A 20674-nucleotide genomic window follows, 5' to 3' on the forward strand; every position below is an offset into this window, starting at 1 on the left:
CTTCGGAATTTGCAATTCCGAAGACTTATCGTGGCTTCTGCGAACCCCAGCGAATGAGCTAACAAACTACTTTCTATTAAATGCGCAAGAAGCTTCATTGAACTCCAGTGGCAGTTTGAGATGTTATGCGGATTACAAATCCGCTGACAGGACTTCGGAATTGCAAATTCCGAAGAGCAAACCTCTATCTAATTAACTACTTAATCTCATACTCCGAAATAATGGTACGTTTAAACTCCATTACTTGTGGCGAAATTTTAAAACCGCTTCCTCCATACCCTTTGGCGAAAGTTTGTATTTCGTCGTAAGACGGATGGGCCGAATCATCGCTCCGGTTAGAGGTACCTGCATTGCTTAGAAAAACCAGCTTCCCTAGTTCTACACCTGCCCGCTTTCCTAGCTTTCTGGCAGATTGGAGGGCATCGTCGTATGCCAGCAGGTCGGCCTCACGAAAAAGGCTGTCGGCCTTAGAGTGGTCGAATTGTATTTGTGAAATACTGTTAATTTTCGTCTCCAGTAGTTTTCCGGTTAATTCGGTGAATTTCCCAATGTCGTGGAGCACGAAATCGATGGACTGCTGGGCGCGGAAACCAGTGAAGACATTCATTCTTCCGTTGTATTCATAATGCTTATCGGCAGAGATACTGCTGGTTTTGATATCATTCTCACTGGTTCCATACCGCGAAAGGATGCTTAGAACAGAATCGACGGTGTGTTGCGTCAGTCTAACGGCGTCTACCATTTTGGGCTGAGTAAAAGACACCTGAAGCGTCAGGATAACAAGGTCTGGTTTAGCCCTGATCTTTCCTTCTCCGGTAACACGGATAGTTTCGGGATTTTTGCTTGTGGTACCTGCACATGCTGCAAAGAGCAGACAAAAGAGTGATAAGGAATACTTCATGTTTAAGTTTTTAAGGTTTAGGAGAGTAAAGTACTCAAATATTAGAGGAATTCAAAAGGCGCAGGGTTGCCTGATGCAGGCACCTTAGTTCTTCTGTAATCTCTTTAAAACTCAAAAGCGATTTAGCTCTTCGGAAATCGGACATTGTTTAGGATAAGCTGATGCTAATGTAATGAGAATGGGGTTTAAATGTAGTGAAAAATGAAAGGTGTTGCCGGCGTTTGCTATTGAATTAAACATTCATTGACCCAAGTGCTATAAAAAGAGAAAAAGGCTTTCTTTATAGCATTAACTCCAAGCGACTGAAACAAATCTCGCTCGATTTAGAGGTATCCTTTATGCCTTACAAGTCGTCATCCCAAACCATTACTACTTTCCCTCTGGTGCGCATGGATTCAATATAGGCAATAGCTTGAGGGATTTGCCTGTAAGAATACGTTTTATCGATATGAACTTTCACCAGTCCGCTCTGGATTAAGTGAGCCAGAGTCTCCAAATCTTTTTTAACCGGTGTTGCGGTAAAACTTGATAGCGAAAAATTGCTCGTCTTCGCACCTAGCGACACCGAAATCATGTTCTTCATGGTGGTGAAGCCAACCATCACGCCACGATGGCCCATACGCTTATAGTCTTTAAAGGAAAGATTTCCATTGGTGTCAACAACAAGGTTGTACTTCCCCATGTGATGGTGAATATCTTCTTCGTCATAGGCAATAACCTCATCCGCACCTAAGTCTTGTACAAACTGCACATTCTTACGGGAACAGACTGCTGTAACTTTTGCGCCATAAGCCTTTGCAATTTGTACGGCGAAATGCCCTACGCCGCCCGAAGAGCCGTTGATCAAAACAGATTCTCCTTCCTGAAGCTTACCGTGAGTAATTAATGCCTGCAAAGCTGTTAGACCGGCAATTGGAACAGCAGCCATTTCTGCGAAACCGCTATCATCGGGCATCTTTCCGCAAGCAGGGGCCTCGACTAATGTATACTCCGCAAAAGCACCACCTCTGAGTGTCTCTCCAAATACCCGATCGCCAACTTTGAAATCCGTTACGCCCTCTCCTGTTTCTTCTACAGTGCCCGCAAAATCGGCCCCGGGAATTTTGTATTTCGGTTTGAGCAGGCCGAAAGCGAAACGCGCCAGGATAGGAGTACCTCTAAGAATATGCCAGTCGGCCGGGTTGGCCGAATTGGCGGCTACCTTCACCAAAAGATGACCATCCTTTACTGAAGGCTTTTCCAGTTCTTCCAGACTAAGCACCTCCGGTCCGCCGTAGATTGTTTTTATAAATGCCTTCATAAGTATGTTTAGCTTGTTATAAATTGAAATCAACTTCGTTATAGACTCGGATAATTATCAGGTGTTACATGTTTTTCGGGATGCCACTTCTTAGCTCTTCGGAATTTGCAATTCATCGTGGGTTCTGCGAACCCCAGCCTCAATGACCTTACCAAACTACTTTCTAATAAATGCGCAGAGAAGCCTTATTGAACTCCAGAGGCAGTTTGAGATGTTATGCGGATTGCAAATCCGCCGATAGAGCTTCGGAATTGCAAATTCCGAAGAGCAAATCGAGCAATTAAAGTAACATACAACGCTCTGCCCCTCCACCCTAAACCCGACAGAAACGGATACCGGCCAGGCGGCTAAGGCCGGGCGAAAGTTTTGCGGGTGAGGCGCAGGCGTATGAGTGAGGGCGGGGCTGGCGGAAGATCGCAGCACCTCAGCACCTTTCCAAAACCTTCAATCAATTTACCTGTCACTCCTGCAGTTGCTCAACCAGTGAACCCATGCTAAAGCCCCAAGAAATTTCCTACCCACAAATAAAACACTGAAAAAAACCCTCATCTTCAATATATTTGAACGCTATGTTATACGATACCCTTCGCCAGTATATTACCGAGTATTCTTTGCAGAGTATTACAGAAGAGGAGTTTGCCCTGATTAAGGAGGCTTTTAAACCGAAGAGGCTGAGGCGGCACCAGTATTTTTTGCAGGAGGGTGATGTGTGCAGATACATGGGCTTTATTACCGGTGGCGCGATGCGCCAATATTCGGTGGATGCGAACGGCCATGAACACATTTTGAGGCTGGGGATTGAGAACTGGTGGATGGGCGATTATGAAAGCTTTAAAATGCTTACACCGAGTAAATATAATGTGGATGCGGTGGAAGATACGGAATTGTTGCAGATCAGCAATGATAGGATACAGGAGCTCAAAGCGGTGATACCGGCGCTGAAGCGGATGATAGAGGTGATGGATGAACGGAGTTCGATTGCCAGTCAGCGGAGGCTGCATGCGGCCATCAGCTATTCGGCCGAGGAGCGGTACACAGAAATGCAGAGCACCTACCCTGCTTTGTTACGGCGCTTCCCGCAAACGATGATTGCTTCGTACCTGGGCATTACTCCGGAAACGCTGAGCCGGATTAAACGGCAGCTGCTGGGTAAGAAATCGAAGATCTCCTAAGGTTCTGTAGGGCGCTCGCCTGTAATTGGCTTGACATAGATCAAGTTCTTTTTTATTTTAGGTCAATGCACGGGCTTTTTGGATTGCTGACCTTTGAATTAAGCATAAAAGCTATTCAAAGACATGAAAAAAGACATCGCAATTAATTACGGCGGCACTAATTCAAGAGTTGGTGAGTTGCTGGTGAACCGCCTGGTTCCTAATCATTTTATTCACGCCGTGGGTCCCTTTGTATTTCTTGATCATCTATATCCCACAGAACAGAAGCCAAAAGCGGCAAAACCGGTTTCGGGCGAGTTTGCGCATCCGCACCGCGGCATCGCGACGTTTACCTATATTTTTAGCGGCGAGCTGGAGCATTTCGACAGCAAGGGTAACCGTGGGACGGTAGGTGCGGGTGGTGCGCAATGGATGAAAGCTGGTAATGGCATTATTCATGACGAGGGACCGAGTCCGGCGTTCCAGCGCGAAGGCGGCCTTTTACATGGTACGCAGTTCTGGATCAATCTGCCTGGTAAAAACAAACTGGAGGAAGGCAAATACCTGGCTTTGCATTCGGCCGAGATCCCGGAAATAGAGCTGCCGGGTGATGCGGGTGTGGTTCGTGTAGTGATTGGTAAACTGGGGGAAAAGGTTTCGCCCGTGGAGACGTATAGCGAACAGTTTATCTATCATGTAAAGCTGAATGCGAAATCTTCTTATGTATTTAAAACCCAGCCTGGAATTGAGTATGCGGCTTTTGTGCCGGTGAAAGGGGTTAAAATAAATGGATCGCTTCATGAGAATAGCGACCTGGTTGTTTTTGGGCCTGGCGGCGATGAGATTGTATTGGAGAATGAGGCTGCTGAAGCTACTGAATTGCTGCTGTTTGGAGGCGAACCTTATACTGAGCCTATTGTGGCTGAAGGGCCTTTTGTGATGAACTCGAAGGCAGAGATTGCCGAGGCTTACAAGGATTTTTTTAATGGAAAGTATGGAACGATTGATTATGAGGGAACGGATGTTAGCCTTGGCGGATGAGAGGTATCAACAGATGCAAACGGATACAATTATTTTGTTGATACCCCTGACATCTCAAACTTAGCCCATTAAACAAACAGCCTGGCAAAAGCCGGGCTGCTTGCATTTTGAAACATTTGTTAAGTAAGAAACTGCCCCCTGCCCTGTCAGAACAGTTTGCAGGTAAGCCGGGTAACCTCGTTGGGGTACACGGGTACATTGCTGGCCACCTTCCGGTAGGTTACTCCGCCAGACTGGCACTCGACTTCGATCCTGAGCGGGCTTTTGGTGTTGAGCATATACATGAAAAATTTGGTATTTGGGATGCCTCTTTGTGCCACCGGTATGTGGAAGAACTTGGTATTGGGGAATGTGTTGTACATGGTTCCGGTTTTTACAGAGTAGTGCCCTTCGAAGCCTATGTGGAGGGTGACTCTGTCGGCATCGGCAGGGATTGGATCTTGCAGGGTAACTTCGATGGCTCCCACAATGCGCGGAAGGCGGACGGCCTGGATGATGGGTGTTTGGGCTACGCTGAGGCTGATGGTTTTGAGAAAGACATCGTCGGTATCGCCATTGGCCAGTAAGATTAAATTGCTTAGGGTTTGGGCGCTGCCGTAGGCGAACCGGGTTGCATACTGGATGCCGCGGCCAACGAAGACGATGGTATAATTGCCGGGTGCAAGCGCGAGAGACATGGCTCCGAAGTCGGGATTGTTTTCGCTCTGTGTGATACGCGACACGAAGTTTTCGTTAGCATCGAACACCACGCACTCGAGGAACTTGATATGATTCTGTAAAGTGTCGCCGGTGGCGCTTACCCCTCCTATTTTGGGAAAGGGACGGGTGGCTACATCGAAGGTAGAGACGCTAAAGCTTAGCGGTGTTTTTGCCTGGGGCGCAAGGGTGCTATCTTTTTTGCATGAACTGAGCAGGAATATGGATAGCGACAGCGCGAATAAAAGTTTTTTCATTTCAATGATATTGAAGGTGTTTACATTTTAAAAAGTTATTGGCGTTCTGGGCGTGTTCCATACCGGATCGACCGTGATATGGAAGCTTACGTTATTTGGTGTAAACAGCCTGCCGGATACGTACGAAATGCCGTTGGTGAAGGCATTTACGGCTACGGATTTTTGGGCAATGAGCTGGTGGCTGGCATCGTAAGCTTTGATTTCTAAAGAGCCCTCGCGGTTATAGCTGTACAGAAAAAACCTGGTGTTGGTTTTGCCGATATGGGGCTGCAGGCTGAAGGTTTGGCTCATGGGGCCGTAGCTATGTACATTGAGTGTTACGCTCATGCGGGTTGCATCGTTATTGGTGGTAAGGGTGAGGTAGGACGCATTGGCGGGGATAGAATCGAGAAGCTTTAGCTCGATACCGCCGATTTGCCGGCTAAGGTTAACCGTTTGCTGAATGGGTGTTGAACCAACTGTAAAACGGGCAGAGCGGGCGAACAGATCTTTCCAGACGCCGCTTACGGGGCCTATATTGGCCGTGTTGATATTTGTTTCGTCAAGCCAGTTGATGGAGCCTTTGGTTGCAATAAAGTACACCACGTACGATCCGGGAGGCAGCTTTTCGGTAATGGTGCCATAGTTAGGGTCGGTTTTTGCCTGCACGCCTGTTTTTACCAGGTTGTAGGTTTGATCCTGGTAGGCGAAATAGAAGATAGAATCGGTGTATTTTCTGAGGCTGTCGGCCGTACTTGCAATGCCGGCGCCCGATTTCTGGAACGGAACGATCTCTTCGCTGAAGGCCGAGACGCTGAAGGTTACCTCGGAGAGCGCTGCTGTGGCTTCTGTTTCGCTGTCTTTTTTACAGGCGCTGAACAGGGCGAGGCTGCTGAGCAGGATGAATATGATATTTTTCATTTTCTTTTGTTTTAGGGTGAGCGGTCGGCCGAGTAATCGGGCGGGCTCGGGATGACGGCCGGGGCTCAATCTTTCGACGATGCTACCATTGACGTCTAGGTTAAAGCACTTTGTCATAACGGAGAGTATATCTAAAGCAACAAACTCAAGAGATCCCTTCCGCCAGCTGGCGGATCGGGATGACAAATGCCTGGTAAAACGTCATTTCATATTGATTATATGTAATATATTAATACTCAAGATGACGCTTAAAATATTATCGGCGCGGTGGGCGTACCCCAAACCGGGTCGACGGTTACGGTAAATTGTGTTCCGGCCGACAGATTACCCTTTACAATGGTTTTGCGGTTCTGGTGAAACCATACTCCGTTGATGGTGCGGGTAGAGAGAACCGTGTTTTGCGCATTATAGGTAGTAAGGGTGATGTTTAAAGCTCGTGAAAAGTTAAGAATATGCATCAGGAACTGGCGGTTTGCCTGGCCTTTATCGGCTTGGGTAAGGATAAAGTCTTTGGCTTTGGTGGCTGTTCCGGCGGTTGCTCCGTCTTTTAGCTGATAGGTGCTTCTTTCGTATTCGGCCGAGATTCTGAGTTTGGCGGCATTGTGAGGAAGTGCATCAAGCAGGGTGAGCTCCAGTGCTCCGACGATGCGTTCGAGGGTTACAGGATGGGTGCTTGACTCGGTGCCTACGGTGATGTTGATTTTTTTGAAGAAGGTATCGTCCCAATAGTCTTCGGCGGGGTCGTATATATGATCAGAGTTTAGTCCGTAATTACTTAATGCCAGGGGTTTGTTCCCTGCCACAAACACAATGGTGTAACTGCCGGGATCGAGTACGTCGTTGATAGTGCCGAAATTAGCATCGGAAGACACCTGGCTCTTTTCGCTTACTTTAACTCCTGCCGAATTGTAGGCGCGGTAGTAGAAGTATTTTGCGTAGTTTTTCAGGGTGTCGCCGGTGGTATAATCTACGTCGGCGGCGGTGCTGGCAGCTTTTCCGAGGGGACCAACTTCCCAGTTAAAATCCGTAAACTGAAATTTCACGTCGGTCTTGGGACCGTCGGGCTGGTTGCTTTTTCTGCATGATGCGAAGAGAATCAGGCTGAGCGAGAGGGCTAATAGAGCATTTTTCATAAGTTATTTTTTCGTTAGTATTCGTTTTTGCATGCGGTTGATTTTAAGATCCATGCTGTACGGGGATGCAGGCCCCAAATAGGATCGATAGTAATGTTGTTAGTATTCTGGTATTAGTGGTTTACATTAAGAGGCAGCGCTCTGCGTATGGTAATGGATGTGCCCTACACGCTGAATTTGCTTTGCACGGGTACTGTTTGAGGCTACGCGGGCCGTCGTCGGACGGCAAAGTTTGCCGCGTGCTGACAAATGCCGTGGTGGCCATATGTGGCCAGTGGCCAGCCGGATACCTTATAGCGGTAATTACCAATTAATGAGGCAGGTAGATGTTGTTTCATAGGATCATTTATAGTATAGGTTTAACAATGCGGCTGGGGGATGGTTTGGGCTTTGCTTTAATAAAAATACGTCTGGGGGCGCGCACAGCTAGGGCATGGATGAGAACCAGCCGGGCAATGAAAATGGCATTGGGAGATTCAGGCTATTTAGAGGAGGAAGCATTCTGCCGGGAGTGCAATCAGGGGGCTTATAAAAAAGAAAGGCCTTCAAACGGGGAGAATGAAGACCTTTAACTAACCAATTATAAACCTACTTTTAATACCGGTTTCCCGGATAGGTAACCCAATGAAAGGAAAATTTATTGTTTTTCATAAACCCGCTATATCGAATTATCGAATATTAAACGAAGGTCTTACCCCTGGCTGCAGGCTTCGCAGCCCGGGTGGAGAATAATCCGGAAAATCTGTATTCTCCAACACATGTCCTAAAACGGTGTCCTGTTTTGTATGGGCGTAGGCGCGCGCCAGCACTATTCCGGAGTTGGTTTGGCGCAATTAAGCATTTCCTTAGGGTGATTTTTCCTCAACCCGGGTGATTTTGACACCTTCTTTCCCCGCAAAATAAAATGTCAACAAAAAAGTCCTTTTCTTAGCAATTTGGCACCTGTATTGCGCGTTCGCTATAAGTTTTAATAATATATTTAGAACTTATCTACCGCCGCCTATGGGAACACGTTACTTATATCTTCTCCGTTTTATACTTGCATTCAGTGACCTTATTCTCGTCAACCTTTGCCTCTTTGTGAGCTTTCAGATAACCACTAAAATAACTGGTGCTGATGAAGACGTTTATCGCCAGAACATCATTATTTGTAATCTTATCTGGATGCTTAGTACGGGAATATTCAGGTTATACTCAAAAAATACTATCCATAGCCTGCTGCCCATCTACCGGGCTACCTGGAGAAGTGTAGCTCTGCATGGATTCCTTTTTCTGGCTTATCTCTTTTTCTCGCAAAACACATTATTTCCGCGCGAGTTTCTGGCAGCATTTTATACCATGCTTGTTTTGGGCTTTATGCTCAGCAGATTTACCGGCACCGCTATACAGGACAGCTTAAACAAGCATTTCAATATCCGCAAAGCAGTGGCGGTATTGGGTATGAACCCCGGCGGAGTGAAGCTTGCAGCATACCTTGAAGAGCAAAGCAGCTTAAATTTCAGAGGTTTTTTGGGCGACGAGGGCTTTTATGTCGATCCGAAGGGAAAGCTTATTCCTGCAGCGGCAGAACAATTAAAGAAAGCGGCCAGCGCGGGTGTATCGGAAGTGTATGTATCATTGAGTCCCGACCGAATGGAAGATATTCCTCAGCTTGTGAAAGAAGGGGAAAAACACTGTGTGCGCCTCAAGTTTGTACCCGACTTTACACAGGGCCAGGCTGCTTTCAGGATAGAGCATATGGGCGGCTTCCCGGTATTGTGTGCCAGAAAGGAGCCTTTGGAAGACGTTCAAAACAGATTCAAAAAGCGTTTCTTCGATGTTGCAGTAAGCCTTGCGGTGATCGTATTCATCTTTAGCTGGCTGTACCCTATTCTGGCAATCATCATTAAATGGCAAAGTAAGGGCCCGGTATTATTCAAGCAACTCAGATCGGGCCGCGATAACAAGCCTTTTTATTGCTACAAATTCAGGAGCATGAGGCTAAATACCGACAGTAACTCTCGTCAGGCCAGCCGTAACGACGACAGGATTACACCTATCGGGAAATTTATGCGCCGCACCAGTCTCGACGAATTTCCTCAGTTCATTAATGTGCTTTTGGGCGACATGAGTGTCATCGGTCCGAGGCCACATATGCTGAGCCATACCGAACAGTATCGTGCTTTAATCGAAAAATATATGGTTCGCCAGTTTTCAAAACCGGGAATAAGCGGTTGGGCGCAGGTGAACGGCTACCGGGGCGAAACCAAGGAAACTGCTGCAATGGAAAAGCGTGTTGAACACGATATCTGGTATATGGAAAATTGGTCGGCCATGTTAGATGTCCGCATCATGTTTATGACAGTTATCAATGCAGTTAAGGGGGAAGAGAACGCCTACTAGGCTTTGATCTGCTGCGGTTCTTTTTAAGAGCGATCCCCTACATCTACCTATTGTGAATTACAATGACAAAAAAGAAAGTCATCCTCATCGACCATGACCTTTCCTGCCTGGAATTTATGCAGATCATGATGAGTGAACTGGATTTCGAAACCTTCCCGTTCACGGCATGGGAATCGCGGACTATCCAGGATATCATCAGCATCCGCCCCGATTTAATTATTCTTGACCAATGGCTGGTGGGAGCCAAAGCCTCGGATATTTGTATGATCTTGAAATCGGTGAACCAGTTACGAAGCGTACCCATCGTGCTGGCATCCGAAAGCGATGATTTGGAGCAGGTAGCCCGAAAGTCTTTAGCCGACGGCTATATCGCGAAACCTTATAATATGTCTGAAATTGAGAAAATGGTGCGATGGTTTGATGAGAGTGTGAGGAATTGAGTGCGGCACTGCAGGTACTATAGCAAGGCTCCCGACATATTGCCATTCAATCGAACAGGCCTGTTCCTTGAACAGCGCCTGAGAGATCTCCGCCGTTCGAAGACGCAACTTGGATCTCCATGATAAATGCAGGTAAGACGTTCTTTTCATTTTTATCGGCGGGAGATTGCTTCCGCCAGCCGGCGGATCGGAATGACGTGTGGTGTGATGGGTTGGTGTTGATGGGTGCTTTCTCTGCCTCCCTCCTGTTGCCCAATCATCCACATCGCTTCGTTAGCAGTATTATAGGGTTTCCACCGGTTTATACTATGATAAAACCAGGTACCTTTTTTTCGTTTTCCCGCAGAAATATTCAGCTTCTCCCAGAGGCAGTTGCACCATAATTACGAGTGACTAAGTTTTAACCAGTATGTTAACCAAAATAAACCAGTTCGCAGAAGAAGAATTAAATGACGACACTATTAACAGTAAGATGTTGGATATTGTCTATTTAGGGGTACAACCTACTCCCTACACGCATTACTTGCTACAGAATTTGAAAAGGTCGCCCAACATCCGGATAGCTGTGTTTTTTAGCAAAAAAGAAATACTCGATTTACCTTGGAAAAGCAAGCTGACGGATGAAGACAATCATTACTTTAAAAAATTTTGCGGTATAGACTGGCGAGTTTTACTACGTTCCATATCTGATAAGCATTCACTCTTTTATGTGGTAGGCTATAATGATCCTACTAAGTTCCTGGTGCTTCTGATAAGACGGCTGCTTAACTATCCTTACTGCTATTTTACCGACTCAATAAAAACGGAGCGAAACAAATATTCTCTTCTTAAATCGCTCACGCTGCCGTTTCTGTTCAAGAATGCCAGAGCCATCTTAACTACCGGCGAATTTGGAATAAGACGGTTGAGAAGCAGTAACTATTGCTCGCCCGAAACCAGGCTTCTCAATCTTCCGTATTTTGTTCCCTTTCCTGACTTGAGCACAAAACAAAAAGTAACCGATAAAATTAAATTCCTGTGCAGTGGCAGGCTGGTAGATGCCAAGGGTTTTGATTTGGTGATAGAGGCTTTTAAAATCTGTAAAGATAGAGGTATGCTTCGTTTACCTTGTCGATTGCAGGTACAGGAACCAAGCAACAGCAGCTTCAGGAACTCGTACAGCGTTATGGATTAGAGTCAAACATATTATTTTTAGGCTGGCTTGAACCCGGGCAAATGCAAGCAGTTATGCTGCAAAGCGACGTGTTTATACATTTTGTCCCCTCCCTGGACCCATTTCCCGTTGCTGTGCTAGAGGCCATGGCTGCCGGTCTCCCCGTTATCGGATCGGACATGGCTGGGTCGGTAGTGGAACGGGTAAAGAACGGAGAAAACGGCTTTGTTATCAGTTCAACTGATGTGGAGGGTCTTGCTGAATCTATTATAAAATTTATTATAAATCCTTCGCTAGTGGAGAATATGGGTTATGCTGCCCGACAAACTGCCGAGGAATGGCCGGTTGAAAGAGCAGAGCAAGTGATAAAATCCATCGACATTGAGACTAAACCGTCGATATTCAGGAAGCCATAATCGCGATGGTGATTTTTCAATCGGAGACGACAATAACATAATTCCGTCATTGTGAGGCTTGGCGGGCTGTGCGCAGGAAGCCGTGACAATCTCCTCCCGACAGAGACGTTCTGTTCGGTTTCATAGGTGGGAGATTGTTCTCCTATGCCTTGGTTCGTGTCCCCACGAACCAATCATGCCCCCACGAACCAATTAAAATTCCTCACGCAAATCTTTCAGAAAAGAAAACGGATTATTTCCACCTTCATAGTTTTCGCCGAAGAATATAAATAACCTGAAGGTTCATACTCTCAACCCTCAAAACCCGCCTCCCGAGCCGCCACCTCCAAACTGACCGCCCCCAAATTCCCTTCCGTTTTCTTCCAAAGGCACAGCAGTCTCAGAAAACGACTCCGACACGATCAGCGATTCGATCTGCAATTCCTCCATCAGGTAATCCTTTCTTAACTGCTTACGCGTAAAGCCGTTTCGCGGAGCACTCAAATACCTGTTAACCAGGTAAGCAATTAGCAGGGCAGCCACACCGCATAAAACCAGTGTATACTCAACAGGCATTAATCTATAATAGGCTTTATATGTAGCGGCAGCCGCGGCAATTAGCAGAAGGCCGCTGCGAAGCAATATCGCGTTCTTCTGTTTAAGGCCCCCGTAAATGTATAGCAACGGCATGGTTACCGTCCATGCCCAGAAAAACCAGCCGAGAGGAATCGATTTACTAACTGTTCCATTCAGCATGTCGTTCAGTTCCTTTACCACAAAGTAATTACCTGCTGCATACAAACTCAGCAAAGAGGCGACTTGCAGCACCAGCATGCAATGGGCATAAAACCTGGTCTCGACCGAATCCAGCTTAAGCCGGATAAGCCGGTAGACACCAGCCGAAACAAGCATCATTATAAAAGGCATGGTGGCATTGCCCAGAGAGCCAATTTTCTGCCACCCAAAAAATACCATAGCCAGAAAAGTCAAAAAACACACCGCACTCATTACTGCATCAGTAAAGCGAAGGCTGAGTATCCCGGCAAGCAAAAAAACAAAGCAAGCCAGACCAAATCCCTCTGCATCGGTTGCCATCACAAAAGAAGTGCACAGCAAGCCGGCAGAAATCCAGAGCAGCGCATCGTCTACGCCCGAGCGGTAATGGTGATTCACCCGCACCTGGTACTCCAGGGCAAGATAATGGACAATAGCCAGAAACAGAGGCCAGCCAAAATTATCTATCCCACCATTACTCAAAACAATGGCAGTCAGCAAGCCTGAGGAAAAAACAGAAGTGATAATAGTCAGCGCAAATAATCCAACCCGCATAAAAACGTTCGGACTGTAAAAGCCATGTTCGGAGGCCTTCTGTACTGCATGCCATTCAATTTCGGGAACCAGGCCGTCCTGATAATCCTGTTCCACCGCGTGTAAACGTCTTAAATTCGAGAGCCAGGTTTCGTTGTAGATGATCATAGCTTCTTTATCGATTTATTAAGGTTCATTAACAGAGATACAAAGGCAATTCCGGAAATGGAGAAATACATAAACCCCAGGTAGACCACGCTCTCGTTATGGATAAAAGAAATTGACCGTACACAAAAGCCGCTTACCAGAATATAACTGTAAACCACTGTAAGCATGGTAAAGTAGAACGACTTCCGCGCAAGCGAATCTGTGTAGATCAGCCATGCCAGCACAGCAAACAGCCCGAGCCAGATCAGCGAGATTCCATAATCGTAATAAAAATAACCGGCCAGCAAGGAAATATAAGCCAGGTGGACCCCATAATGATGATAGCTGAAAAAGAAATGCCGTTTTACATTCCTGCGCTCTGAGAAATGTGCAGCAACCAATAGCAGCAGGCCCAGGATCAAATAGGTGTAGATGGTCCGCTCGCTATCGAAGGTGTTTAAAGCCAGTAGTTTTTTGGGTGTTACCGATACGCCCATCCAGATCGCCAGATTGGCGATTGCCATGGTCAGAATGCCCAGGTGATCGAAGGAATAAGCGATAAAGAACAATACCAGCATGGGGATGAACGTGGCCATGCCATAATGGGTGCCGAACACCTCGTATTGCACCTGAAGGTATCCTACAAAACTCAGAAAACTCAGTGTACCCAGCAGGAGAATATAATCTGTGAAAGAATCCACGGCCTCTACTCTTTCATAGCTAAAAGGCTTTTTATGTTTCGAGCACCAGGCGAAACAAGCTGCGCATAAAGCGGCGATAGCGCATAAAATAACCTGGTGGCCAATGGTGTCGATGTTCTTATAGATCAGAATCCCCAGTCCGGCGCTTAGTAAGCTCACGCCGATGTAAAGCATGGTCTTGAGTTCCCAGAATACAGAGAACAGCCCCGCTGCATGCTTCTTTTTGATGCGATCAAGGGTATCGGCAGAGATGAGGCCTTCGTCCAGAAGTTCATCGTATTCGTTAAGGTTCATATACAGGCGATAAGGTATACAAGTATAAGGTATTTTTAGAATGGGGGGTATCCTCTTTAGATATCTCTGCGGTACGAAGACGCAAGTGCGGTTTCTATAACACCGCCAGCAAACATAATCCTCCTCCTTCTGGCACTTTCTTTGCCTCCTTTACTATACATCAACTAAAACATACTACTATGCTAAATCTCAGATTACTCCTATCAGGCGCAGCGCTTGCAGCCGGCATCCATTACGTAACTAAAAAGCGCCCTGACGGTTCATCTATCGCCGACGACATCAAAGCAAAGGCCCCCGATTGGATGAACCAGGCCAGGCCGTATATTGACCAGTTGAAAGGGCAGTTCTCTAAAGTGCCTCATATAAAAGGCAATTCGGCAGGGCAGAAACCTTACCCGCAAAAATTCGATAAGTTCTCGCCAGATCCAGATCCCGACTATACCTCATAAGCCCAGGCCTCCAGCTATGAAAAACCCGATTAAGCAGCGCCCTGTTCATGATAAAACCGTCGTTATTACCGGCGCCAGCAGCGGAGCAGGCCGTGCAACAGCACTCGTCTTTGCCGGCCAGCGGGCCACTCTCATCCTTGCCGGCCGAAGAACCAAACTCCTCGAAGAACTTGTAGAAGAATGTGAAGAGCTGGGGGCACGGGCCCTTGCGGTTACTGTTGATGTAACCGACTATAATGCTGTGAAGAATCTGGCGCATGAAGCCATTACCTTTTCGGGCAGAATTGATGTCTGGATCAATAACGCAGGAGTATTAGCCGCGGGCCCCTTCGACCAAATGCCCATAGAAATTCACCGCAGGGTGGTCGACATTAACCTGATGGGATATATCAACGGCGCTCACGCCGTACTGCCCTATTTTAAGCAGCAGGGGTATGGCGTGCTGATCAACAATATTTCCGTTGGCGCCTGGATTGCTACGCCTTATGCCGCGGCATACACCGCCAGCAAATTCGGCTTATTGGGTTTTGCCAATGCATTACGCGGCGAGCTTAGAAACGATAAGCACATTTATGTTTGTAACCTGTTTCCCGCATTTCTCGACACTCCCGGAATTCAGCATGCCGCCAATTACACCGGCAAAGTGTTACGACCCGCCCCGCCGGTCTATTCTCCGCAGCGTGTGGCCAATGCCATGCTCAGGCTGTCGACCCGGCCGCAGAACAGCACCACCACCGATCTGGCTGCCCCATTCCTAAAAGCAGCCTATTCCCTTGCCCCCGCACTTACCGTCGATATTGCAGCTGGTGTGATGCAGCGATATTTTAAAAATGCCTATCCCATCCCATCCACCAGCGGAAACGTATTGTCGCCCGTTCGGTACGGAAGTTCGGTATCCGGTGGCTGGCAGACTTTGTTATTGCAAAAGGCATTGCCGGCTATCGGGAAAGCAGCAATAATCCTGGCTTCGTTAAGTGTTGGTTTATTGTTGCTGGGGAAACGGTAGTTGGGATTTGTCCAGCTCCTCATGTTCCGTGCTAAGCCTGAAGGCCCTACTCATATAGCGCAGTAATCTCCAATCTGCACCATAGCCTGCGTCCCGCTATTTATTTTTCTCCACTCTTGCTTTCCTCAAACTTTATCTTTTACTTTGTAACTCAAAGTTCTTTTAAATGAAAGAAAACGATATTTACTCAGAGCTTAGTTCTATCAGAAATTTGATGGAACGCTCGACGAAGTTTATTTCGCTAAGCGGGCTCTCTGGCATATTGGCCGGAGTATATGCCTTGATCGGGGCTTACATAGGATATAAACTGGTTTATACAGAAAACAGCGGGCTTCTTTTCAGGGATTTCTATGTGAACGACCCGATGGTTTGGTGGCCCTTATTTTTAGTGGCAGCCGTAGTATTGGTATTGTCCGTGGCCACGGGAATCTGGCTTACCATCAGGCAGGCACAGAAAAAAGGTGAAAACTTTTGGAATCCGGTGAGCCGGAGGTTGCTGGCCAGTCTGGCTATACCACTTGTTACCGGAGGATTATTTATCCTGATCCTGATCATTAGAGGGCATTACGGAATCATTGCATCTTCTTGTCTGGTATTTTACGGACTTGCACTGGTGGCTGCCAGCCAGTTTACTTTCAGCGATGTAAAATGGCTTGGTTTCTGCGAAATTCTTCTAGGCTTGCTTGCTGCACTCCTTCCGGGATATGGTATTGTGTTTTGGGTGATCGGTTTTGGAGTCCTCCATATTGTTTATGGTTCGGTTATGCATTTTAAATATAATCAGTGAAGGTATCGTTAGAACAGTTTGATAAAGCATTCGAGAACCGGATACGCCTGCAAATCATGAGCGTCCTGGTGGCTAATGAAAGTTATGATTTCAACTCGCTTAAAGAGCTCTTGAATGTAACAGACGGCAACCTGGCTTCGCACCTAAAAGCGCTGGAGAAGGAGGAATACATTACCGTGAACAAAAGCTTTGTAGGCCGCAAACCAAATACACAATATGCTGCCTCTAAAAACGGTCGCGAGGCATTTAAAAAACACCTTGAAGCGCTCGAAAATTTAATTAAACAACAGAAACACTAATATTTTTTTACCCACTTACTTTGAAATACAAAGTACTTTACAAAACCCTAAAATCATGAAAATTGAATTAACAACAGAAAACAATGAACGCCCAAACCGGTTAGGAGGATCGGTTTTGATCAAGCTTGCACTTATTGGAGTGCTGACGCTCCTTTTACTTATTCCATCCAGCTGGATTCAGGATCTGATACTGGAACGTCAGCTTCGGCAGGATGAGGTGATCGCGGAGATCTCGGATAAGTGGTCGGGAAGTCAACTAGTCGAGGGCCCAATTATGGTACTTCCATACAAAACGATGGTGGGCCAGAAAGACACCACAGGCAAGACAACCTACAAAGAAAGCCTGACCAATATTTACCTCATGCCCGAAAACCTTGATATCCTCAGTAAGGTGGATCCCGAGGTGCGGCATCGCGGGATATTTGATGCAGTAGTGTACAATACCAAAATAGCGGTAAAGGGAAGCTTCGGGGTGCTGGAACTGAAAAAATCGGGCATCAACCCTGATCTGATTCAGTGGGACAAGGCAAAGCTGGTTATCGGGTTAAGCGACTTGAAGGGTCTTAAAAACACTCCTGCAATTAAATTAGGCGATTCGGTTTACCACGTCGAGCCCGATTTTACCTCTCTGCACCTTTTCAGCAATAATCTGATTATCCTACCCGACCTGAGCGCCGGAAGGAACACAGCCCTTAACTTCAGCTTCGATCTCGATTTAAGGGGCAGCAGCGAACTTAACTTCATGCATATCGGAAAAGCTACTTCGGTTAAGGTAGAAGGCGCCTGGAACGATCCAAGCTTTACCGGCCGGTATTTACCCGAACAGCCGGAAATATCTAAAGATGGCTTTAGTGCCACATGGAAAATGCCTTATTTTAACCGCCCCTTTCCGCAACAATGGGTTGAGGAGAACACCATATTGCATAAACCCAATACCGAAGATGCTTTTGGTGTGAAGTTTATATTGCCTGTAGATCAATATCAGAAAACCATGCGCTCGGCAAAGTATGCTATCCTCATTATCCTGTTGACCTTTATTTCGCTCTTCTTTACCGAGCTTTTAAACAAAAGAAAGGTACACCTATTGCAGTACGTACTAATTGGCGCGGCTATGACCATTTATTACACCCTGCTCCTCTCCTTCTCTGAACAGGTAGGATTTACCATCGCATACCTGATTGCCTCGGTTGCTACAGTTGCCCTTATCGGGATCTTTATCGCCTCCTTACTGAAGAACAGAAAGCCGGCAATCGTCTTTTCGGGAATACTGAGCATTTTTTACAGCTTTATTTTCGTGATTATTCAGTTGCAGGATCTGGCGTTGCTTGTTGGAAGTGTGGGATTATTCATTACGGTTGCGGCGATGATGTATTTGTCGGCGAAGATTGATTGGAATAAGAAAGGGGATGAGACGGCGGAGTGACGTTGGCAGCCTTTTAGGAGACCGGGGCGGGTGAAATCGAACCGCCCTAACCCCTTAGCTCTAAAGACTGAGCATTAGCCCGGGTAACTTTCCAAAAGCTTGGAACTTTTGGAAAGTTTTGCAAAACACATCAAGATAGCTGAGCCTGAACTTCGCCCTACATAAGGCGATGAAATTGAAGCCCAAATCCTATATATGGAGATATTTATTCTAATTCTGTCGGTACCATCGTTTCTAGTTTTACACGACTTTGTATACTACTGCTCGGGTAAAACTGGCTGGATGTCATCCTTTTGGTTAAATGCCATCGGGTTTGTTTATGTAATTATCCTGCCTTGGTTATTTCTTTCCAATACAGAAACTTACAATAATTGCTGTACGGAATCGGCTTTTTTTTCCCTGGATCATAGGCTTACACCGATTATTCTGATCGTACTTTGTATGATTGCTTATTTATATTCTTCATGGCGGACAGAACTCGCTCCGCCATTAACAGAAGTCCTTATTAATTGCTTCTTAGTCATTGCTGTCGTGCTAAACGTATTCATCGGCCTGCAGCATAAAGAAATTGGTTTCTTTTTTGTCATGCATGTTCCTATTGTCCTGCATTTTCTTATTCAGATAGCGAAGAACCAATTATTGTTCCTTTCGGAGACTGATTTATCGACGTATGAGATAAAATCAACCGGTGAAAAAATAGCGGTCAAGGTGTTGAAACTAACTATTTTCAAAAAAATTCCTTTATTAATCTTGCTTTGCTTTCCAGTTCTGGGAATACTCATTGCATTTTTGCTCTTATTCGGTCAAAAACCCGACTCAATAGTGAGAGCATTCACCGACACGTATAAGCACGGTTTTTCTCAGTTAGACGATCAATGCTTAAATTCAATATGTCCGGGCGGGCACTTTCTAAACACCATCGCTGCAAAAGGACACAACAAGTTGGTCAAGCCGATTCGCCTCGGTCGCAGAGCAGGCAATATTATTATATGTAACAGGCAGCTACTTATTTCTAATGCATTTGAAGATCTTTTGCAACGGAAGCTGCCCGGTATGCATAAGCCCATAAGAAAAGTCTACAACCGGATAGGGGGCTTGATACATCGTTACTACGGTGCTTTCAACCATAAATGGGTCTCTGATAGTATTTATATTTTAATGAAACCCCTCGAGTGGTTTTTCTTAATAGTTCTCTATTTATTCGACAAAAAGCCTGAAAACCGAATAGCATCGCAGTACATTGATAAAAATGAATGTCAAAATTTAATTAAGCAAATTATCCATGATTAAGTTCCATACCGGTTATTTCATCCTTACCCTCCTCCTCTTCACCATCGAAGTGCTCATAGCCCTGTTCATCCACGATGATATCATCCGCCCGTATGTTGGCGATGTTTTAGTGGTGATTCTGTTGTACTGCTTTGTGAAGAGTTTTCTGAACTTAACCGTATTAACAGCCGCTATATTGGTACTTCTCTTTTCGTACCTGATAGAAACCCTGCAATACCTTAACATTGTTCAACACCTCGGCCTTGAGCATTCGGTATTTGCCCGCACTATTATCGGCACCTATTTTACCTGGATTGATATTTTGGCATATACATTGGGAATTCTACTGGTTCTTGGCATTGAAAAACTGCGGTTTTCGGCGGCAAACCGGAAGCTCCATCAACCGAAAGACAATAACCTATGGCTTTTTTTGTAGATAAGGATTCGATTGTAAGAAAGATCTGGGGTAAAGGAGATACCATCCTGTTTATTTTTGCAGGCGCTTCGGCAGAATTTGCATTAAATAAAGCGGTAGATTGGTTGTACTTTACCGGTCGCCTGCCATCTGACCCGCTGGGCAGGTTATTTTCAACCGTCTCTTATGCCCGGCAAATCGTATTTTCTGATTATGACAAGGCCTTATACGCTATCGATAAAATTACTGCCATCCATAAATCGGTTGAAGAGGATCGTGGCGCCGAAATTCCGGACTGGGCCTACCGGGATGTGTTGTTTATGCTGATTGATTACTCCATTCGCTCGTTTGAAGTATTGGAAAGGAGACTTACAGTAAATGAGAAAGCCGACGTTTTTGATGTATTTAACCGCGTGGGGCTCCGGATGAGAATCAAAGGATTACCCGATACTTATCACGACTGGCTAATAATGAGAGAGGACCACTTACAGCAAAATCTTATCTGTAGTAAATTCACTTCAGATCTCTATCAGCAATACCGGAAGCATCTCGGATGGCCCCGATATTTGCTGTTGAAGCAGGCGCAGGTAATGGTTGTCCCCGAAAGGGTAAATAGCTTACTTTTTTTAGGGAAGATCCCGCTTTTAACTCCGGTGCTTGGTCTGTATAAGTTCAGCCGGCTCTTAAAACTCGACTGGCTACTGAAAGATGCTATACTTCCGAAAGAGTATAAGGCGCAGATAAAGGATCTGGATGTAAGAGCTTAAGCGGTCTGTCATAATCGTCCAACTACCAGCCGCCAATTCCTTTCAAGCAAGTTCACAAGA

Annotated in this window: 22 protein-coding genes; 14 read left to right on the forward strand and 8 right to left on the reverse strand. The window is 46.0% G+C overall.

The window, feature by feature from the left end:
- Positions 1-196: 196 nt before the first annotated feature.
- A complete protein-coding gene (locus J3P43_RS09220) occupies positions 197-901 on the reverse strand; it encodes an SIMPL domain-containing protein (protein WP_255901409.1) in 705 nt (234 codons plus the stop codon).
- A 343-nt stretch (positions 902-1244) separates the two neighbouring features.
- Positions 1245-2201 carry an NAD(P)-dependent alcohol dehydrogenase gene (locus tag J3P43_RS09225; protein ID WP_255901411.1) on the reverse strand — a complete coding sequence of 319 codons (957 nt, stop codon included), beginning with the start codon at positions 2199-2201 and terminating at the stop codon, positions 1245-1247.
- 569 nt (positions 2202-2770) lie between these two features.
- Here J3P43_RS09225 and J3P43_RS09230 point away from each other — a divergent pair.
- Both J3P43_RS09230 and J3P43_RS09235 read left to right on the forward strand, forming a co-directional pair.
- Positions 2771-3373, forward strand: coding sequence for a Crp/Fnr family transcriptional regulator (locus J3P43_RS09230; protein WP_255901413.1), 603 nt, complete (start codon positions 2771-2773; stop codon positions 3371-3373).
- 123 nt (positions 3374-3496) lie between these two features.
- Complete coding sequence (locus J3P43_RS09235) at positions 3497-4393, forward strand: pirin family protein (RefSeq protein WP_255901415.1); 897 nt, start codon at positions 3497-3499, stop codon at positions 4391-4393.
- A gap of 146 nt (positions 4394-4539) precedes the next feature.
- Here J3P43_RS09235 and J3P43_RS09240 read toward each other — a convergent pair whose 3' ends face one another.
- The 4 genes from J3P43_RS09240 to J3P43_RS09255 all read right to left on the reverse strand — a co-directional run bounded on the left by J3P43_RS09240 (position 4540) and on the right by J3P43_RS09255 (position 7717).
- Positions 4540-5346, reverse strand: a complete 807-nt coding sequence (locus J3P43_RS09240; protein ID WP_255901417.1) for a FimB/Mfa2 family fimbrial subunit — start codon at positions 5344-5346, stop codon at positions 4540-4542.
- A 27-nt stretch (positions 5347-5373) separates the two neighbouring features.
- Entirely contained in the window at positions 5374-6246 is an 873-nt protein-coding gene (locus J3P43_RS09245; protein WP_255901419.1) for a hypothetical protein, read from the reverse strand.
- 248 nt (positions 6247-6494) lie between these two features.
- Complete coding sequence (locus J3P43_RS09250; RefSeq protein ID WP_255901421.1) at positions 6495-7379, reverse strand: DUF6562 domain-containing protein; 885 nt, start codon at positions 7377-7379, stop codon at positions 6495-6497.
- 203 nt (positions 7380-7582) lie between these two features.
- Positions 7583-7717 (reverse strand): hypothetical protein, encoded by a 135-nt coding sequence (locus tag J3P43_RS09255; RefSeq protein ID WP_255901424.1) that lies wholly within the window; start codon positions 7715-7717, stop codon positions 7583-7585.
- Between the two features lie 664 nt (positions 7718-8381).
- Here J3P43_RS09255 and J3P43_RS09260 point away from each other — a divergent pair.
- The 4 genes from J3P43_RS09260 (at position 8382) to J3P43_RS09275 (ending at position 11770) form a co-directional block, all read left to right on the forward strand.
- The gene (locus J3P43_RS09260) at positions 8382-9761 is read left to right on the forward strand and encodes an undecaprenyl-phosphate glucose phosphotransferase (RefSeq protein WP_255901426.1); all 1380 of its coding nucleotides are present in this window, start codon (positions 8382-8384) and stop codon (positions 9759-9761) included.
- A gap of 62 nt (positions 9762-9823) precedes the next feature.
- Entirely contained in the window at positions 9824-10201 is a 378-nt protein-coding gene (locus tag J3P43_RS09265; protein WP_255901428.1) for a response regulator, read from the forward strand.
- Positions 10202-10610: 409 nt separating this feature from the next.
- Positions 10611-11375 (forward strand): glycosyltransferase family protein, encoded by a 765-nt coding sequence (locus tag J3P43_RS09270; RefSeq protein ID WP_255901430.1) that lies wholly within the window; start codon positions 10611-10613, stop codon positions 11373-11375.
- Positions 11309-11770: a glycosyltransferase gene (locus J3P43_RS09275; RefSeq protein ID WP_255901432.1), complete on the forward strand. Its 462-nt coding sequence runs from the start codon at positions 11309-11311 to the stop codon at positions 11768-11770. Before J3P43_RS09270 ends, J3P43_RS09275 begins: the two co-directional genes overlap by 67 nt.
- A 297-nt stretch (positions 11771-12067) precedes the next feature.
- Here the strand turns inward: J3P43_RS09275 and J3P43_RS09280 are convergent, their stop codons facing one another.
- The gene (locus J3P43_RS09280; protein WP_255901434.1) at positions 12068-13225 is read right to left on the reverse strand and encodes a hypothetical protein; all 1158 of its coding nucleotides are present in this window, start codon (positions 13223-13225) and stop codon (positions 12068-12070) included.
- On the reverse strand, positions 13222-14199 hold the full coding sequence (locus J3P43_RS09285) for a DUF2157 domain-containing protein (RefSeq protein WP_255901436.1): 978 nt from the start codon (positions 14197-14199) through the stop codon (positions 13222-13224). Before J3P43_RS09285 ends, J3P43_RS09280 begins: the two co-directional genes overlap by 4 nt.
- A 179-nt stretch (positions 14200-14378) precedes the next feature.
- Between J3P43_RS09285 and J3P43_RS09290 the strand changes: the two genes are divergently transcribed.
- From J3P43_RS09290 to J3P43_RS09325, 8 genes are all read left to right on the forward strand, one after another.
- The gene (locus tag J3P43_RS09290) at positions 14379-14648 is read left to right on the forward strand and encodes a hypothetical protein (RefSeq protein WP_255901438.1); all 270 of its coding nucleotides are present in this window, start codon (positions 14379-14381) and stop codon (positions 14646-14648) included.
- 16 nt (positions 14649-14664) lie between these two features.
- Positions 14665-15654 carry an SDR family oxidoreductase gene (locus tag J3P43_RS09295; RefSeq protein WP_255901440.1) on the forward strand — a complete coding sequence of 330 codons (990 nt, stop codon included), beginning with the start codon at positions 14665-14667 and terminating at the stop codon, positions 15652-15654.
- A 166-nt stretch (positions 15655-15820) separates the two neighbouring features.
- Positions 15821-16441 carry a hypothetical protein gene (locus tag J3P43_RS09300; protein ID WP_255901442.1) on the forward strand — a complete coding sequence of 207 codons (621 nt, stop codon included), beginning with the start codon at positions 15821-15823 and terminating at the stop codon, positions 16439-16441.
- Positions 16438-16740 carry a winged helix-turn-helix domain-containing protein gene (locus J3P43_RS09305; RefSeq protein ID WP_255901444.1) on the forward strand — a complete coding sequence of 101 codons (303 nt, stop codon included), beginning with the start codon at positions 16438-16440 and terminating at the stop codon, positions 16738-16740. Before J3P43_RS09300 ends, J3P43_RS09305 begins: the two co-directional genes overlap by 4 nt.
- Positions 16741-16795: 55 nt before the next feature.
- Positions 16796-18163 (forward strand): cell envelope integrity protein CreD, encoded by a 1368-nt coding sequence (creD, locus tag J3P43_RS09310; protein ID WP_255901446.1) that lies wholly within the window; start codon positions 16796-16798, stop codon positions 18161-18163.
- 195 nt (positions 18164-18358) lie between these two features.
- Positions 18359-19453, forward strand: coding sequence for a DUF6688 domain-containing protein (locus J3P43_RS09315; protein ID WP_255901448.1), 1095 nt, complete (start codon positions 18359-18361; stop codon positions 19451-19453).
- Complete coding sequence (locus tag J3P43_RS09320; protein ID WP_255901450.1) at positions 19446-19868, forward strand: ribosomal maturation YjgA family protein; 423 nt, start codon at positions 19446-19448, stop codon at positions 19866-19868. The genes J3P43_RS09315 and J3P43_RS09320 overlap by 8 nt, the downstream gene beginning before the upstream one ends.
- On the forward strand, positions 19853-20614 hold the full coding sequence (locus J3P43_RS09325) for an oxygenase MpaB family protein (RefSeq protein ID WP_255901452.1): 762 nt from the start codon (positions 19853-19855) through the stop codon (positions 20612-20614). The genes J3P43_RS09320 and J3P43_RS09325 overlap by 16 nt, the downstream gene beginning before the upstream one ends.
- Positions 20615-20674: the final 60 nt, after the last annotated feature.

It is taken from the genome of Paradesertivirga mongoliensis (assembly GCF_024436395.1).
GTDB lineage: Bacteria > Bacteroidota > Bacteroidia > Sphingobacteriales > Sphingobacteriaceae > Paradesertivirga > Paradesertivirga mongoliensis.